Below are 17,352 nucleotides of genomic sequence, written 5' to 3'. Positions count from 1 at the left end.
ACGCGGCATGCACTTGCAATTCGACTGCGCTTGCCCCACTCTTTTACTGTTCTCAGGGCGGGGTGTAATTCCCCACCGGCGGTATCGGGAGAAATCCTGGAGCCCGCAAGCGCTCCCGATAACCTCGGGAGGTCAGCAGATCCGGTGCGATGCCGGGGCCGACGGTATAGTCCGGATGGAAGAGAGCAAGGCAACGGCTGCCGTCCGCGAGGGCGGCTGAGCTGTGTTTGTTCGCCCAAGGGAAGTTTCGCCGGCACGTGAAAACGTCCGGCACAACAGTCAGCCGGATTTCCGGCTCAACCCTTGAAAGACCGATGAATGACTATCTCTAAAATTGAAGATGCAATTGCAGCCATTGCCCGCGGGGAAATGGTCATTGTGGTGGACGATCAGGACCGCGAGAACGAGGGCGACATCGTTTTTGCTTCCGAAGACGCCACAGCAGAAAAAATCGCCTTCATGATGAACAAGGCACGCGGCCTGATCTGTGTGTCGATGCAGGGCGAACGCTTGGACACGCTGGAAATTCCATTGATGGTGCCCAACAATACAGAATCGCTGAAGACAGCCTTTACCGTCTCGGTGGACCACTTGCCGACAACATCGACCGGAATTTCAGCGGCCGACCGCGCAGCGACGATCAAGGCCCTGATCAATCCCTCTGCAAAGCCTGAGGAATTCGCCCGCCCCGGCCACATCTTCCCGCTTCGCGCCAATCCGAAAGGTGTCCTTGGGCGGCCCGGCCACACCGAAGCGGCAATCGACCTCTGCCGTCTGGCCGGCAAGGCAGAATCCGGCGTGATTTGCGAAATCGCCAAGGATGACGGCACCATGGCAAGGCTGCCTGATCTCGAACTGTTTGCCGAACAGCACAACCTGCATCTGGTCACGATCGAAGATCTGATCGCTCACCTGCAGATATCCGGTTCAAAGGTCTCAAACCTACTTGAGGTGGCAGCGTAATATCGGAGCGTTCAATTCTCCCAGGTTTCAGAAACATCGGGTCGAACCGCGTTTCATGAGACCTGGGCGGAATGGCAACGACGCATCCCGCTTTGCGTCCCGCTACAGGTAAAGAGCAATCAAAGCACGCCCCAGGCGCGAAACCGCCCCCGGCCCGTCAGTTCACGCAGGCTGAGTGATGCCGCGATCTTCAACGCACCCTGCGTCGTGACACCCAGTTCTTCGGCAATCATCCCGGCCGACACCATTGGTCTGGCAAGCACAAGCTCGATCAATTGCGGCAGTTTTGAAGAGGTGCGCCTGCCGGCAAGTCTGTGCTGCATCTGCTGGCGGGCAAGCAGCAGACGATCATGCTCCTTCAGCCCAAGTTCTGCGGCTAACTTGAAAGCATCGACGAACGCGAGCAATCGGGTATCGCGATCCCGGCTTGCACGCCTTTCCCGCTGCACCTGCTTCAAACCAAGATTGACGGCAACCAGGTGCGACATGCAAATGCCCGTCTCGCGCAACAGCGCGCCCGCCAGCAACCGGCCAAGCCAGGGGGCGTGCTGCAGCACCTGCAACTGATCCCAGGCATCGAGCAGCAGAACGGCACGCAATACCGGCGGAAGCGCCTCGGTCTCCGCCAGCACGCTCCGCCACTCCTCCAGGCGGCTTTCTTCGTCCCAGTCAGGCTCATAGATAAATGGATTGCGATCGCGACCGGCCGTGCGCATCGGCTGGTTCACACCGGACATCAATGCTTCACTGCGGGCGAGCACAGCGTCCATTTCAGCCAGTTGTTTTGCCAATGGGTCGTCGTCATCGTCTTCATCCCCATCCAGTCCATCCTCCTGCCCGGACGCCTGTACTAGAGCGCCAGTGTCCGAAGGGGCGTCAACCATGCGACCACGAAGCACGCCATCATTGCTGAGTGCCCATCCGGGTTCATTGGCGAGGATGCGGCGGCGGGTTCGCAACACGTCATGGGCAATGGTCAGTTCATGTGTCGGCGCACGTACGCCCATGCTGGCATCATGCAGAACGAGGTCTTCGAGATGGACCAGTTCACCGTCCACCCAAAGTGACGCAACAGCATCACCGAAATGCGATCGTGCAATCCAACCATCGCGCAAGGGGGAACGAGCAATGCGCTCGTCAAGACGCGTCAATGCCGCTGTCGCGGCAGAGACGGGAACAAACAAGGTCGCAATCGGTAGCTTGGCAAGATCGTATCGCATGGAGCGATCGTAGGTGACTCGACTAACGAAAGCGAGGAGGCCCTTTCGTTTCGTTCCTGGGATTTCTGCCAATCACCGGCAATTGGCATTTCTGACATAGCCCACATTGCCCAAACTCGCCGATCTCAGCATTGACGAATGCGACGCTCAATCGATCAGGAAAGCCCTGAAATCATTGACATTGGTTCCTGTCGGCCCTGATACGAACAGATCTCCGATCAGGTCGAAAGCAGACCAGGCGTCATGTCCCGCGAGAAAGCTGCGCGCGTCACCGCCTGCGGCCCTGATCCTGTCAGCGGTCGTTCCGTCACAAAATGCGCCGGCGTTGCTTTCGGAACCATCAATCCCGTCCGTATCGGCGGCCAGACCCGTGACTTCTGCCAGACCTTGCAGATCCATGGCAGCAGACAGGAGGCACTCGGAATTGCGTCCGCCCTTGCCATACTTTCCATGACCAATGGTGACCGTGGTCTCGCCACCCGACAGGAGGACTAACGGCTTCGAAAATGAACTGTTCTGCGCAAACTCACGCACCAGCGCGGCATGCATGCGGCCGATATCCTTTGCTTCTCCTTCGATACAATCGGACAGGATCAGCGGCTCGATGCCCAGATCACGGGCCTTCTCCGCAGCCGCGACCAAGGAGACACGCGCAGATGCGATCACATGAACCTCGTTGCAACGAAAGATCTCGTCCGATGGATCGGGCGCCTTTTCCCGACCGATGGCATCAATGACCGCTTGAGGCAGGTCGATGCGATAGTCGCGGATCAACCGCATGGCTTCGGCGGCATTGGAGGCGTCAGGCACCGTGGGGCCAGATGCGACCAAAGCCGGATGATCGCCCGGCACATCCGAGACAATCAGACTGATGACTTGTGCCGGATATGCGCGTGCGGCAAGCCGGCCTCCCTTGATCCGGGAAAAATGCTTGCGAAGCACGTTCATCGCCGAAATCGGCGCCCCGGATGCCAGCAGGGCTTCATTTAGAGCGATTTCGTCGGCGAGTTGAAAACCCTGCGGTGGGGCAGGCAAAAGTGCGGAGCCGCCACCAGAGATCAACGCAATGACAAGGTCATCCTTGGTCAGCCCTTGCACGTGATCCATCAGTGCTTGCGCCGCCTGCAATCCAGCAGCGTCGGGCACCGGATGCGCTGCCTGAAGGACCCTCGTCTGTAGACAGGGTTCAAGCGGGCCGTGACGATCAACCACAAGCCCCTCGAAAGGACCGTCCCAGGCGCGCTCGAACGCCGCTGCCATCTTTCCCGCCGCCTTGCCCGCACCGATGATGATCGTGCGACCCTTTGGCTTTTGCGGTAGATGCCGGACGATGGCGTCGTAGGGATCGGCAGCTGCGACCGCCGCCTGAAAAAGCGACGTGAGAAAGGTCCGCCCATCGATCGACATCTCTATCTCCTTCTATCGCATCATCATGGGCGAAACGGTTGTCCATCTTGCCGGAATTCGGATTGCTCCGGTGTCGACGAAGCTGATCAGGATTCAATGCTCGATCATTGTCAACGAAGTTTGGTCAACGCAACCCGGCGCGTGCCCGCGGTCGCGTGTCGTTGCGTTCATGAGAAAAGATCGCAGGCGGCAAAGCCGGCAGATCGCGGATCATGTCTGACGCCTTCTCTCCAACCATGATCGTTGGAGCATTGGTGTTACATGAAGGCACGCGCGGCATGACCGAACTGTCGCATACCCGCAAGCCATCAAGCCCGTGGACCCGCAAATCGAGCCCGACAACTGCGTCCGCTCCCCTACCCATCTTGCAGGTTCCGACCGGGTGATGGTCCGTCTTGGCATTCGCACAACCGTAGTCGAACAGTTCCGCCTCTGTCTGGACCTTGGGTCCCGGCAGGCGCTCTGCCTCGATAAACGGTTTCAGGGCTGCTTGCTGGAAGATTTCCCGGGCAATGCGCAAACCCTCAAGCGACATCGTCCGGTCATGCGGATCGGACCAGTAGTTCGGATCAATCAGGGGCGAACTCGAAGGATCAGCGGATGAAAGCCTGACCGTGCCGCGCGAGCGTGGATGGAGATAGGCTGAATTCAGCGTCACGCCGGCATTCTTGAGCTTCTCGACACCAGCCTCTATGCCGGAACCGAGACCAAGATGAAACTGGATATCCGGCGAGCGCGCTTGTGGATCGGCATACCAGAAGCCTCCGGTCTCAAAGAGCGAGGAGGCAACCGGCCCAGATCTGAATAGCATGTATTCGAGACCCGCCCAGACTGTACGATGCAGCTTCGCCACACCGTCATAGGTATGGTCACCAGTGCATTCGGCAATGACGAAGAGATCGAGATGATCCTGCAAATTGCCGCCGACACCGGCCAGGTCATGTTTGACATCGACGCCGACCGAGCGCAGGTGATCGGCTGGACCGATGCCTGATTGCAGCAGGAGTTTCGGCGAGCCGATAGCACCGGACGTGACAAGGACTTCGCGCTCGGCACGAACAACCTCAAGCCCCCTGGATGTGACGACTTCCACGCCAACGGCGCGCGTTGCCTCAAGTACGATGCGTGCAACCCTTGCTCCCGTGCGGATCGTCAGGTTCTTCCGGTCTTTGATCGGCGAAAGATAGGCCAGTGAAGCCGACGAGCGACGCCGGTTGCGCTGGGTCAATTGATAGAACCCGACGCCAGCCTGCTGGCTTCCATTGAAGTCATGGTTGTAGGGAATGCCGAGTTCCTGGCCTGCCCGTATATAGGCATCGCAGATCGGCAGGGCCGAAACCGGCATGGACACGCCAAGCGGACCACCATAGGCGTGATAGTCATCCGCAAACCGCTGATTGTCTTCGGCGCGCTTGTAATACGGCAGGATCGAACGATAGTCCCAGCCTTCGCAGCCGTCTTCACTCGCCCATAGATCATAATCCGCAGCATTGCCGCGCGTATAAAGCTGGGCATTGATCGATGATCCGCCACCGATCACCTTGGCTTGGGTATATCTGAGCACGCGGCCTTTCATGTGTTTCTGCGGCACTGTCTGCCAGCCCCAACTGGCCACGCCCTTGGTCATCTTGGCAAAGCCTGCCGGCATGTGAAACAGGGGATTCCAGTCGCCGCCACCGGCCTCGAGAAGCAGCACGTTGACGTCCGGATCTTCGCTGAGCCGATTGGCAAGTACGCAACCGGCCGGCCCGGCGCCCGTGATGATATAGTCGAAACGCATCTTGATCCGTCCTGTTACAAACGCGGGATTGAAAGGCCGCCATCGGCATCGATCACGCTGCCCGTGGCAAATGCGAAACTGCCGGACGCCAGTGCCGCGCAGATGTCGCCAATATCCTCGGCCTGTCCCCAGCGCCGCATCGGAACCAGGCCATTGGCAATCAGGCTGTCGTATTTCGAGGTGACGGCGGCGGTCATGTCAGTGCGGATGATACCGGGACGCACCTCAAAGACCGCAATGCCGGTTTCCGCCAGCCGCAGGGCGAGACCTTGCGAAAAGGCGGCAAGACCGGCCTTGCTGATACAGTAGTCGAGCCGTTCAGGTGAACTCGATTGGGCCGACACCGAGGTGATATTGATGATCGATCGGGCATGCGATGGCTCGGTAACGGCCAGCATCGCCTTTGCCACCGCCTGGGTGAAAAACACGGTGCCCTTGAGGTTGGTGTCTATGATCGTGTCAAAATTCGAAGGCTCAAGCGTCAGGAAATCACCGCGCACCACCGACGCAATTCCGGCGTTGTTGACCAGGCAATCGATCCTGCCGAAGCGTTCCAGTACCGCTTTGACTGTGCCTTCGTGTCTTTCGATATCGGCAAGGTCGGCATGCAGATAGAGCGCATCGCCACCCTGCGAACGCAGAAATGACAGGGTCTCCTGTGCTGCGACCGCGTCACCAATGCCGGTGACGGCTATGTCATAGCCAGCCTTGGTCAAAGCCGTTGCGATGCCAAGTCCGATACCGCGCCGGCCGCCTGTGACAATCGCCACGGGTCTGATCATTTGATCTGTCATGATGCCAAATCCCTGGATGCAATATGATCGGCGACGCGCAATGCCTGGGCGGCCACGGTCAGTGCCGGATTGACGGCCGCCGACGTTGGCAGGAAGCTCGCGTCCACCACGAACAGATTGGCATGGTCGTAAGCGCGGCAATAGACATCAAGCGGTGCAGTTGTCGGATCACTGCCGATGCGAACGGTGCCACATTGATGCGATGGCGTGCGCTTGTCGAATGGGCGCGACAGCACGATGGGAAAGCCTGCCTTTTTCAACACCGACTTCAGCTTGCGGACGAGATCGAGATGCGCCTCCCAATTGGTCCGGTGCCATTTCAAAATGATACGGTCGCCTTCCACCATGACGCGGCTTTCCGGATGGGGTACGTCCTCGCTCATCGCATAGAAGTCGACCGCATGCGCCGAGACGTGGTTGAGCAGCCATTCGGGCACTTGCGGCAGATTTGCCTTGAGGATGGCGCCGGAAATACGGCCCAGTAACTGGATGTTGCCCAGTGGCGGACCGCCATTTCCGTCGGAAAGATAGAAGTCGTTGAAGCCGAACGTCTTTTGATAGACGGAATCGTTGCGGAAAGACGGCGAGATCGCAAGCACCGCACTGGAATTGTGGTTCATGAAGTTGCGGCCGACCTGATCGGAGCTATTGGCCAGGCCTTGCGGAAAACGCACATCTGCCGAACGCAAAAGCAGCGCTGCGGATTGGACCGCGCCTGCGGCCAGGATCACGAGTTTGGGCGAGACCGATCTATCCTCGCCGTTCTGCCGGTAATGCACGGTCTGGATGGTTTTTCCATCCGCTGAGGCCTCAAGCCGGACCACCGGCGAATTTGTCTGGAGTCGGACATTTCGATGCTGCAGGGCCTTCGCCAATGGCGCTGTTTCCGCGTCCAGCTTGCCGTCGTCGCAATTGGGATGGGCATCCCATGGCGTGCGGGCCTTGTTCAGCCATTTGTCGATATCGATGGCGAGCGGCAGTGAGAAGGGATGCATCCCCACCGCCTTCAGGCGGGTTCGGACACCGGCGATTGCGGGCTCGTCCGGCACTGGGGGAAATGCATAGGGTTCGGAATGAAAAGGCTCCGTCGGATCCTGCTCTTCGGTACCGCGCACCTGAAACAGTTGTTCAGCGCGACTATACCACGGCTCGAGTTCCTCATAGGCAAAGGGCCAGGCGGGCGAAACGCCTTCGCGGTGTTGCATTTCGGCAAAGTCTTCGCGTCGGTAGCGCACCAGCACAGCGCCATAGAACTTCGAATTGCCGCCGACATAGTAATAGTTGCCAGGATTGAACGCCGAACCACCGTGTTCGTGCCACATCTCCTTCGGGCGAAAATGGCCTCGCTGAAAAATCGCCCGCTGGTCACGGTTTTCCGGCCGATCGGGCAGATGATCGCCAGCCTCCAGGATCAGGATTTCCGCCCCGGTCGCAGCCAATCCGGCCGCAATTGTCGCACCACCGATGCCCGAGCCAATGATCACGATGTCAGGTGAATTTGTCATTTCAATACGCCTGCCCTCGATCACGCGATCCGCAACTGCGTCTTCGGATCGAAGAAGACTGCCTTGTCGAGATTAAACGCAAGCCTTGCCGTTTGCCCGGCATGGATGTGGGCATCGGCGCGCAGGCGGGCGACCACTTCCTTGCCGCCGAGTTTGGTCACGGCAAACGTGTCGGAGCCAGCCGGTTCCACCACCTCAATCAGGCATTCGCCTTCCGCCACCGCCTTGGCATTGCGATCTGCACCATCCGGATCGGTCAGGGCTTCAGGCCGGATACCGAAGACGATCTGCCGGCCGGCATGAGCCTCAAGCTGTTCACGACCATTGGCGACAGGAAGCCGGATCGGATCGCCATTGGGTCGGGCAAGCGAAACCGAAAGACCGGCCGCGTCCTTTTCCAGCGTACACGCCAGAAGGTTCATGGCCGGCGAGCCCATGAAATCGGCAACGAACATATTGGCCGGGTTGTTGTAGATCTCCGCCGGTGAGCCGAACTGCTGCAGCACCCCATCCTTCAGCACCGCGATCTTTGACGCCAGAGTCATCGCCTCGATCTGGTCATGGGTCACATAGACGATCGTCGTCTTCAATCGCTGATGCAGGCGCTTGATTTCCGTTCGCATGTCCACGCGCAGCTTGGCATCGAGATTGGAAAGCGGCTCGTCGAAGAGGAAGACCTGCGGATTGCGCACCAGTGCGCGACCCATGGCAACGCGCTGGCGCTGGCCGCCAGACAGCTGGCTTGGCTTGCGATCGAGAAGATGACCGATCTGCAGTATGTCGGACACCTCCCTGATCGCCTTGTCGCGCTCGTCTTTCGGCACTTTGCGAATTTCCATGCCAAAGGCGATGTTTCCGGCAACAGTCATGTTCGGATAGAGCGCGTAGGACTGGAAGACCATTGCGATGTCGCGTTGCGACGGGGGAAGATCGGCCACATTGCGGCCATTGATGGAGATTTCCCCAGAACTGATCGGCTCCAGGCCGGCAATGGTGTTCAGAAGCGTCGACTTGCCACAACCGGACGGGCCGACAAGCACCAGAAAGCCGCCTTTCTCGATCTCGATATTGATGTCCTTCAGGATCTCCAGCGCGCCGTAGGACTTGCGCAGATGGGAAATTTTCAGGAATGACATGATCTTATCCTTTCACAGCACCGGACATCAGGCCGCGCACAAAGTAGCGACCGGAGACGATGTAGACGATCAGGGTTGGCAGGGCGGCGAGGATCGCGCCCGCAAAATGCACGTTGTATTCTTTCACGCCCGTGGAGGACGAGACGAGATTGTTGAGGGCCACGGTCATCGGTGTCGAACCCGCGCCGGAAAACGAGGCGCCGAATAGGAAGTCGTTCCAGATATTGGTGAATTGCCAGATCACCGAGACGACGATGATCGGCGCGGAAGACGGCAGCAGGATGCGCCGGAAGATCTGGAAGAAGCTGGCACCGTCGATCTGGGCTGCGCGCACAAGTTCGGTCGGAAATGCCTCATAATAGTTGCGGAAGTAGAGCGTGGTGAAGCCCAGGCCATAGATCACATGGACGAAGATCAGTCCCCAGATAGACCCGGCCAGGCCGAGCATGCCAAGAATGCGGGCCATCGGGATCAGGACGATCTGGAACGGAATGAAGCAGGACAGCAGCAGCATGCCGAAGAAGATGTTCGAACCGCGGAACTGCCACTTGGTCAGCACATAGCCGTTGAGCGCGCCGACGATGGTCGAAATCGCGACGGCGGGGATGACCATCAGGATCGAGTTGATGAAGTAGGGCTTGAGACCTGTGGGCGAGACGCCGATTTGGGCTGCCGACCAGGCCTGTCTCCAGGGTTCCAGTGTCCACACGCCGGGCAGGTTGAGCATGCCACCCTGGCGGATCTCTTCGAGCGGCTTCAGTGAGTTGACCACCATGATATAGAGCGGCAGCAGATAGTAGACGGCGAAAATGATCAATGCGGTGTAGATCAACGCTCTGGTGAGCAGACCATGCGAGATTGCATTCTGGGGATTTGCAGCGCCGCTCATCAGCGGTTACCTCCACGAACTTCCGAATAGAGATAGGGAATGATGATCGAGAAGATCATGATCATCATGATGATCGCTGACGACGCGCCGATGCCCATCTGGTTGCGGGTAAAGGTGTAGGAATACATGAAGGTTGCAGGCAGCTGCGTCGCCTGCCCCGGACCGCCGCCGGTCAAGGCGATGACAAGGTCGTAAGCCTTGATGGCAAGATGGGCGAGCACGACGAAGGCCGACAGGAAGACCGGACGCATCAGGGGAATGATGATCCGACGATAGATGGTGAAGGTCGAGGCGCCGTCCATCTGGGCGGCCTTTATCATCTCGTTGTCGACACCACGAAGGCCGGCGAGAAACATCGCCATGACAAAGCCGGATGATTGCCAGACGGCAGCAATGACGACGCAGTAGATCGCCATCGTGTTGTCCTTGATCCAGGTGAAGGAAAAGCTCTCCCAACCCCAGATATGCATGGTATTTTGCAGCCCGATGCCAGGATCGAGGAACCATTTCCACGCCGTGCCCGTGACGATAAAGGACAGTGCCATCGGGTAGAGGTAGATGGGCCGCAAAAAGCCCTCGCCCCTGATCTTCTGGTCGAGCAGGATTGCCAGAAACAGACCCAGAACCGAGCAGATCAGAATGTAGAGCGAGGCAAAGATCGCCAGGTTCGATATCGATCGCCACCAATGGGGCAAGGCCCAGAGCTTTGAATAATTGCTCAAGCCGACGAAATTGTAGGAGGGCAGCATCTTGCTGTCCGTTAGCGACAGGAAGCCGGTATAGGCGATGAAGCCATAAACAAAAATAATAATGACCACGAAGCTCGGCGCCAGGACTAGCTTGGGCAAAAACTCCTGAAGTCTGTCACGACCTTGCATCGCTCTAACCACCCTTATTGTGTCGAACAGTGAAGCGGCATGTGCCCGATCCGCGCGAGGCGGTTCTCAAGGTAGCCACGCCCGCTGCGGCGGCACATTTTGCCGTCGACATCGCTTCACTCCGGATTTCGGTATCGGCAGCATCTGTGGGAGGACATGCCCCCCACAGAGTTTACTTGCCTGCTTACTTCGCGGCCTCGACGGCTGAGACGAGTTCCTTGACGGCATCTTCGGAAGAAAGCTCGCCATTGAACTGGCGGGTCACGACGTCGTAGATCGCGTTCTTCACTGAGGCCGGATTTGCATGACCATGGGCCATGGAACCATAAAGCGAACCGGCAGTGTTTGCCTCGGCGAGATCCTTGATGGCCTTCTTGCCGCAATCATCAAACGCTTCGTCAGACACGTCCGTGCGCGCAGGGGCGGAGCCCTTGACCACATTGAACGCCGACTGGAAAGCCGGGCTTTCGATGGCGGTTGCCATTTCAAGCTGCGACGGGACCTTGGCATCGGCCACCTTGAACATGGCAAACTGGTCGGAATTGAAGGTCACCGATCCCTGTGTGCCCGGGAAGCGCATGCAGACGAAATCGGTGCCCGGCTTCTTGTTCGCCTTGATGAACTCACCCTTCGCCCAATCGCCCATGAACTGCAGGCCGGCCTTGTTCTCGATGACCATGGCGGATGCGAGGTTCCAGTCGCGACCGGAGAAATTGTCATCAACATAGGACCGCAGTTTCGTCATGCGGTCGAAGGCCTCCTTCATCTTGTCACCACCCAGCGCTGCCGGATCGAGGTCGATGAAAGCCTGCTTGTAGAAATCATTGCCGAGCGAGAGCACGACGGCATCGAAGATCGTCGCATCCTGCCAGGGCTGGCCTCCGTGGGCGACCGGGGTAATGCCCTGTTCCTTGAACTTGTCGAGCAGCGCGACTAGTTCGTCCCAGTTGGCAGGCTCCTTGCCGCCAGCCTTGTCCAGGGCCGCCTTGTTGATCCAGACCCAGTTGGTCGAATGAACGTTGACCGGCGCTGCGATCCAGTGCCCGTCATATTTCGAGAACTGCTGCAGTGCCGTCGGGATGACCTTGTCCCAACCTTCCTTGGCCGCGATGTCATCGAGATTGCCGAGTGCACCTTCCTTGGCCCAGTCGAGAATATCGAAGCCGAGCATCTGTACGGCGGTCGGCGCATTGCCGGCCGTCACACGGGCGCGCAGGACGGTCATCGCCTCGGTGCCGCCGCCGCCGGCAACCGGCATGTCGGTCCAAGCGATCCCCTTGCCTTCCAGATCCTTTTTCAGAACGTCGAGCGCCGCAGCCTCGCCGCCCGATGTCCACCAGTGCAGAACCTCTACGCCTTCGGCCGCGCGGGCACCGCCGTGCGTCACTCCCAGTGCCAATGCCATTGCTGCCGTCGTCATCAAAAACTTGCGCATCGTATCCTCCCGTTTGCAAGTCAACATGCGGGACAACTGCCCCGCTTTCCCAAGCCACCCGTCCAGATGGACAGATGGCAACTCCTCCCACGGCATAGTGCCGCCAATTAATTTAAAACGTTACAAATTACGCAGAGTCAAGATCCTCAATCGGTTCGAAAATCACATCATACAATGATAAATTTACCGCAACGCAGCAAATTCCTGTCGCCTACTTGGCAAAGGATGGAAATTGGAAACGTTTTAAATTCTAAAGAAGACGCATTGTCCAACCACTGGTCTCGCGCTATCGTCACATCAGAATTCATCCGAAAAGCAGTTCCCGCGTGCCGAAAGAAAAACCCTCCCCGACCACCAGTCAACCGACGACCGGAAGACGATCCGGCAGACCTACGCTGCGAACGATTGCCGAGCTTACCGGCCTGGCAGTCACCACCATTTCGCGGGCTCTTTCCGACGACCCGCTCATCAATCACGACACTCGCAAGCGGGTGCGTGAAGTGGCCCTCAGCGTGGGCTATTCGCCGGACAGGGCCGCGCAACGCCTGAAGACCGGCCGCACCAATGTCGTCAGCGTCCTGCTCGATCCGCATGAGGAAATCCTCGGCTTTGGCACGTCCCTGCTGTACGGCCTCACGAAGGCCCTGCAAGGTACGGCCTATCATCTGATCGTCATGCCCAATTTCGTCGACACGTCGAATGTGGAGGCGGTCGACTACATCGTTCGCAATAATCTCGCCGACGGCCTGATATTCACCCGCACGGAACAGCTCGACACCCGTGTGCGTCTGCTGCTGGAAAACAACTTTCCCTTTGTCAGCCACGGCCGCACGGAGTTTTCCACCCCGCACCCCTATGTCGACTACGACAACTATGCCTTCGCCTACGAGGCGGCACGCCGTCTGATCGCCAAGGGACGGCAGAAGCTGACGATCATCCTGCCTTCCCGACGGCTGACCTTCAGCCAGCATATGCTGCATGGGTTCATGACCGCGGTTCGCGAGGCGGGCGTCGCCTATGAACTGCTTGATACCATCACACTCGATTCCGCGGCCGGTGAAGTGCGCGACCACTTTCGCGCCCGGGCACTGCAGCCGGACAGCCCGGATGGGCTGATCTGCCCCGGCGAAGTATCTGCCATGGCGACGATCACCGGGCTCAACGAGTCCGGCTGGGCGCTTGGCCAGCACTATGACATGGTCGCGAAACAGACCTCGCGACTGCTGTCCGATATCCAGCCCGGCGTCGAGACCATTTACGAGGATCTTACGGCCGCCGGCGAACAGCTCGGCCGACTTCTGATCCGCCGTATCGCCGACCCGCATGCGAGCGACATGCAATTGCTGATGCCACCGCAGATCGGCTTTGCCACTGCCAGCCGCTGATCTGTCCGTTTCCCGTCGATTTCCCATAGATACTCCGGCCATTGCCGATCCTCCCAGAAACGCGTCAGGCGCGCGGCATCCACCAGTTGGTACGGTTGCCGATATGCATGTTCAGCGTCTTGGTCTCCGTATAGTCCTCGACAGCATGGCGACCGAGTTCCCGGCCAAGGCCTGATTGTTTGTAACCGCCGAAGGGAAGTTCCGAGGCACCATCCATGAAGGTGTTCATCCAGACGGTCCCGGCACGCACATTGCGGCCAATCGTCAGGCATGTGTCGAAATCCCGGCTCCAGACCCCGGCCGAAAGGCCGTAGTCGATGGAATTGGCAATTTTGATCGCCTCCGCCGTCGTCTCGAATGTCAGAACCGACAACACCGGACCGAAGACCTCCTCGCGGGCGACGGCCATGTCGGGTGTCACCCCCGACAGGATCGTAGGGGCCATGAACTGGCCCATGCCGAAGTCGAGCGTCTGGCCACCATGGGAGATTGCGGCACCGCTCTCTGTCGCGCCCGAGACATAGCGCGAGATCTTCTCGAGATGCTGCGGCGTGATGATCGCACCAACCTGGGTGGTCGGATCGAGCGGATCGCCAACGCGCACCTTCTTCGACAATTCGGCAATGCGAGCTACCACATCGCCGGCTATGCTCTTGTGCAGAATGAGCCTGGAACCGGCATTGCAGCACTCGCCAGCATTGAAATAGGCGCCGAAGACGGCCGCATCGACAAAAGCGTCGAGATCACAATCGGGAAAGACGATCTGCGGGTTCTTGCCGCCGAGTTCCAGCGAGACCTTTTTCAACATCTCGGCTGCGTTTCTCATCGTCAGCTTGCCGACACCGGTCGAACCGGTAAAGGACACCATGTCGACATCCGGATGCGCGGTCAGCACCGCGCCGACCTCCGGACCGGTTCCCGTCACGATGTTGACGACGCCTTTCGGCACACCCGCTTCAAGCAGGATCTCGCCCAGCACGATGGTCGATCCAGATGACAGTTCGGATGGCTTGACCACGGTGGTGCAACCGGCCGCCAGAGCGAAGGGCAGCTTCTGTCCAACGATCAGGAAGGGAAAGTTCCATGGCGTGATGATCGACACCACGCCGATCGCCTCGCGCAGCACCACGCCAAGCGTGCCGTCACCCAACGTGTTGTAGCTTTCGCCATGCAAGTCGCGGGCAAGGGCCGCGGCATAACGCCAGATGTCGACAGATCCGGCGATTTCACCGCGAACCTGGCTGATCGGCTTACCGGCCTCGATCGCATCGAGATAGGCAAGTTCTTCGGCACGCGCGGCAATAAGATCCGCGGCCTTCAGCAGGATAGCTGAGCGTTCGGATGCAGTCATTCGTGGCCATGGGCCATCATCGAACGCCTTGCGCGCAGCGGCGATGGCGCGTTCCGCATCGGCCTTGCTCCCCCCCTGGAAACGGCTGACGATGACGCCATGGCTTGGCGCAACGCGCTCAATCGGCGCACCGCTGCCCTCAACCCATTGACCATCGATCAGCATCTTGAAGTCGCGCGCAGTCGTGTCGCTCAGCGCTTTCGGGCTTACCAGGACTGTCATTACCATTCTCCCTTGAAATGTGGCGGGCGCTTCTCGCTGAATGCGGATACACCTTCTTTGAGGTCGCCGGTCTTTGCCGCCAGAATAGATCCGAGCGCCTCGACAGCCGCGCCATTGTCTTCGCCGCTCGAGGCAGCGATCATGAGCTTGACGATTTCGAGTGCTGCAGGCCCCCGTGCGGAGACGCGCCTCGCATAGTCCTTCGCGGCTTCCACCGCGTTTCCGGTCGAGGTCACGGTATCGACGATCCCGAGTGTCTGCGCCTCTTCAGCCATGAAGATTTCGCCGCCGAGCACCATGCGGCGCACCACCTGCGCGCCGAAACGCTTGACGAGCCTCTGCGTGCCGGACCAGCCGGGCACCATGCCAAGCCCGGTCTCGGGCAGACCAACCCGGATCTGCTCTTCGGCGATCCGGATATCCGCAACACCGGCAAGCTCCAGACCACCGCCCAGTGCATCGCCGTTGATCGCCGCGATCAGCGGCATGCGCAGCGTTGCCAGTCTTTCAAACACACGGTGACCGTGGCGGACCCAGGCGTGGCCGAATTCTTCCGGCCGCATGCCACCCCAGGCCTTGATGTCGCCGCCGGCGCTGAAACCCTTGCCTTCGCCTGTGAGGACGGCCGCGCGAACCTGGTCATTTGCCTCCACCTGGTCGGCGGCATCGACCAGCGCTTTCAGCATGTCGAGGTCGAGCGCATTGCGCTTTTCCGGTCGCGACACGGTGAGGATCGCCACATGCTCCTCGATATCGATCCGGACCGTACCGCTAGCCATGGAAACGCCCCTCCAGAACACGGGGCGCCTTGGCCGGCAGATCAAGGCCGATGCGGCCTTCGGCAAAGAGCGCCGCATCCATCGTCTTGAGATCCGGGGAAACCGCCAGCTGGAATTCCGACTGGTCGAGAATATCTGTCTGAAGGTCGATGCCCGGCGCGATCTCGGTCAGCATCATACCGGCCTGCGTCAGCTTCATTACACAGCGCTCCGTGACATAGGTGATGTCCTGACCCTGTTCGATCGCACGCTTGCCTGAAAAGGTGACGTGTTCGACTTCGTTCACCAGCTTTTTCAGCTTTCCTTCCTTTTCGATCACCAGCTTGCCAGCGTCGATGGCAAGCTTTGCGCCGGCGTTGAACATGCCGGAAAAGACGATCTTGCGAGCCCTGGCTGTGATATCGACAAAGCCGCCAGCCCCTGCTGTCACATGCGGGCGGAAGGACAGCTTTGAAACGTTGACGGAGCCATGCTTGTCGATCTCCAGGAAGGAAAGCAGCGAGGCATCAAAGCCGCCGCCCTGAAAATAGGTAAACTGGTAGGGCGACGGCATGTAGGCATCGGCATTCGACGCGCAGCCAAACGCAAAATCGAGAAGCGGCACGCCCCCGACAGCGCCCTGTTCGATCACCCAGGTCACAGCCCCATGCAGACCCTCCTCCATCAAGATGCGCGGCACATTGGCGGAAATGCCGAAACCGAGATTGACGCAGCTATTGGCCTGCAACTCCTGCGCCACGCGCCGGGCAATCACCTTCTGGATATTGAACTCCGGCACGCTGAACGTCTCCAGCGGACGAAATATCTCGCCGGAGATCGCCGGATCGTAGACGGTCTGCGTCGTCTGTTTCTGGTCGGGATCGACCACGATGTAATCGACAAGCATACCCGGCACACGCACGTCATGGGGTTTAAGCGATCCCTCTTTGGCAATTCGCTTGACCTGGGCGATGATGATGCCGCCATTGTTGCGGGCGGCGAGCGCCTGGTCGAGACCGCCGAGATAGGCGCCTTCATGTTCATAGGTCAGGTTGCCGTGCTCGTCGGCCGTTGTTGCCCGGATGACGGCCACCTGCGGGATGATCGACGGGAAAAACAGCCATTCCTCCCCCTCGAATTCAACGCGCTTCACCACAGGTTCGCCGGCGGCGGCCGCATTCATGGCGCATCCGTGGCGTTGCGGGTCGACGAATGTGTCCAGCCCGACCTTAGTCAAGACGCCCGGACGCTTGGCGGCCGCCTCTCGGTGCATGTCGAACAGAATGCCCGAAGGAATGTTGTAGGCCGGGATTTCGTTACCGGTGATCATCTGCCAGATCAGCGGCGGCTCTGCTGTCGAAGGGCCCGATGGATAAGAGCCGCCCAGAATCCGCTTCAGCAGGCCTTTCCTCGCGATGTGATCGACACCCTTGATACCGCTCATGTCACCGGCGGCAATCGGATGCAGTGTTGTTATGTCGCGCGGATGGCCGGTGGCCTCAAAACGCTCACCGATGGCCTTCAGCATCAGGTCAGGGCAGCCGAGGCCACTGGACGATGAGACGGACACCACGGCCCCATCCGGGATCAAGTCTGCGGCTGCGGCGGGGGTGATGTGCTTATTCATGG

The 17,352-nt window shown here is 59.3% G+C and carries 14 protein-coding genes and 1 riboswitch; of the genes, 2 read left to right on the top strand and 12 right to left on the bottom strand.

The genetic code is table 11. The features are described 5' to 3' along the window. The first annotated feature begins 44 nt into the window (after nt 1–44). Nucleotides 45–191, top strand: a riboswitch (FMN riboswitch). Nucleotides 192–318: 127 nt separating this feature from the next. Next, complete coding sequence (gene ribB / locus GVK95_RS09830) at nt 319–963, top strand: 3,4-dihydroxy-2-butanone-4-phosphate synthase (RefSeq protein WP_159948981.1); 645 nt, start codon at nt 319–321, stop codon at nt 961–963. Nucleotides 964–1,082: 119 nt separating this feature from the next. On the opposite strand, the gene GVK95_RS09825 is transcribed toward ribB, so the two are convergent. The 9 genes from GVK95_RS09825 to GVK95_RS09785 all read right to left on the bottom strand — a co-directional run bounded on the left by GVK95_RS09825 (nt 1,083) and on the right by GVK95_RS09785 (nt 11,977). After that, nucleotides 1,083–2,183 carry an RHE_PE00001 family protein gene (locus GVK95_RS09825; RefSeq protein ID WP_159948979.1) on the bottom strand — a complete coding sequence of 367 codons (1,101 nt, stop codon included), beginning with the start codon at nt 2,181–2,183 and terminating at the stop codon, nt 1,083–1,085. 147 nt (nt 2,184–2,330) lie between these two features. Next, nucleotides 2,331–3,590 (bottom strand): glycerate kinase, encoded by a 1,260-nt coding sequence (locus GVK95_RS09820; RefSeq protein ID WP_159948977.1) that lies wholly within the window; start codon nt 3,588–3,590, stop codon nt 2,331–2,333. Nucleotides 3,591–3,714: 124 nt separating this feature from the next. Next, nucleotides 3,715–5,370: a GMC family oxidoreductase N-terminal domain-containing protein gene (locus GVK95_RS09815; protein ID WP_159948976.1), complete on the bottom strand. Its 1,656-nt coding sequence runs from the start codon at nt 5,368–5,370 to the stop codon at nt 3,715–3,717. Nucleotides 5,371–5,384: 14 nt separating this feature from the next. Beyond that, on the bottom strand, nt 5,385–6,164 hold the full coding sequence (locus tag GVK95_RS09810; protein ID WP_159948975.1) for a 3-ketoacyl-ACP reductase: 780 nt from the start codon (nt 6,162–6,164) through the stop codon (nt 5,385–5,387). Continuing rightward, nucleotides 6,161–7,669 (bottom strand): GMC family oxidoreductase, encoded by a 1,509-nt coding sequence (locus GVK95_RS09805; RefSeq protein WP_159948974.1) that lies wholly within the window; start codon nt 7,667–7,669, stop codon nt 6,161–6,163. Before GVK95_RS09805 ends, GVK95_RS09810 begins: the two co-directional genes overlap by 4 nt. Before the next feature lie 20 nt (nt 7,670–7,689). Beyond that, a complete protein-coding gene (locus GVK95_RS09800; protein WP_159948973.1) occupies nt 7,690–8,805 on the bottom strand; it encodes an ABC transporter ATP-binding protein in 1,116 nt (371 codons plus the stop codon). A 4-nt stretch (nt 8,806–8,809) separates the two neighbouring features. Further along, nucleotides 8,810–9,694, bottom strand: coding sequence for a carbohydrate ABC transporter permease (locus GVK95_RS09795; RefSeq protein WP_159948972.1), 885 nt, complete (start codon nt 9,692–9,694; stop codon nt 8,810–8,812). After that, entirely contained in the window at nt 9,694–10,572 is an 879-nt protein-coding gene (locus GVK95_RS09790) for a sugar ABC transporter permease (protein ID WP_159948971.1), read from the bottom strand. Before GVK95_RS09790 ends, GVK95_RS09795 begins: the two co-directional genes overlap by 1 nt. A gap of 184 nt (nt 10,573–10,756) precedes the next feature. Beyond that, complete coding sequence (locus tag GVK95_RS09785; protein WP_244618742.1) at nt 10,757–11,977, bottom strand: ABC transporter substrate-binding protein; 1,221 nt, start codon at nt 11,975–11,977, stop codon at nt 10,757–10,759. A gap of 356 nt (nt 11,978–12,333) precedes the next feature. Here GVK95_RS09785 and GVK95_RS09780 point away from each other — a divergent pair, with 356 nt between their 5' ends. Then, the gene (locus GVK95_RS09780; RefSeq protein WP_159948969.1) at nt 12,334–13,392 is read left to right on the top strand and encodes a LacI family DNA-binding transcriptional regulator; all 1,059 of its coding nucleotides are present in this window, start codon (nt 12,334–12,336) and stop codon (nt 13,390–13,392) included. A 64-nt stretch (nt 13,393–13,456) separates the two neighbouring features. On the opposite strand, the gene GVK95_RS09775 is transcribed toward GVK95_RS09780, so the two are convergent. Genes GVK95_RS09775 through GVK95_RS09765 form a run of 3 tightly spaced genes read right to left on the bottom strand, consistent with a single transcriptional unit; the run spans nt 13,457 to nt 17,350 of the window. Further along, nucleotides 13,457–14,965: an aldehyde dehydrogenase family protein gene (locus GVK95_RS09775; RefSeq protein ID WP_159948967.1), complete on the bottom strand. Its 1,509-nt coding sequence runs from the start codon at nt 14,963–14,965 to the stop codon at nt 13,457–13,459. Beyond that, entirely contained in the window at nt 14,965–15,744 is a 780-nt protein-coding gene (locus GVK95_RS09770) for an enoyl-CoA hydratase/isomerase family protein (RefSeq protein ID WP_159948965.1), read from the bottom strand. The genes GVK95_RS09775 and GVK95_RS09770 overlap by 1 nt, the downstream gene beginning before the upstream one ends. Next, nucleotides 15,737–17,350, bottom strand: coding sequence for an acyl CoA:acetate/3-ketoacid CoA transferase (locus GVK95_RS09765; RefSeq protein WP_159948963.1), 1,614 nt, complete (start codon nt 17,348–17,350; stop codon nt 15,737–15,739). Before GVK95_RS09765 ends, GVK95_RS09770 begins: the two co-directional genes overlap by 8 nt. Nucleotides 17,351–17,352: the final 2 nt, after the last annotated feature.

Source organism: Rhizobium sp. 18065, from assembly GCF_902706095.1.
Classification (GTDB): Bacteria; Pseudomonadota; Alphaproteobacteria; order Rhizobiales; family Rhizobiaceae; genus Allorhizobium.
This window is presented reverse-complemented; position numbering and strand designations above follow the sequence as displayed.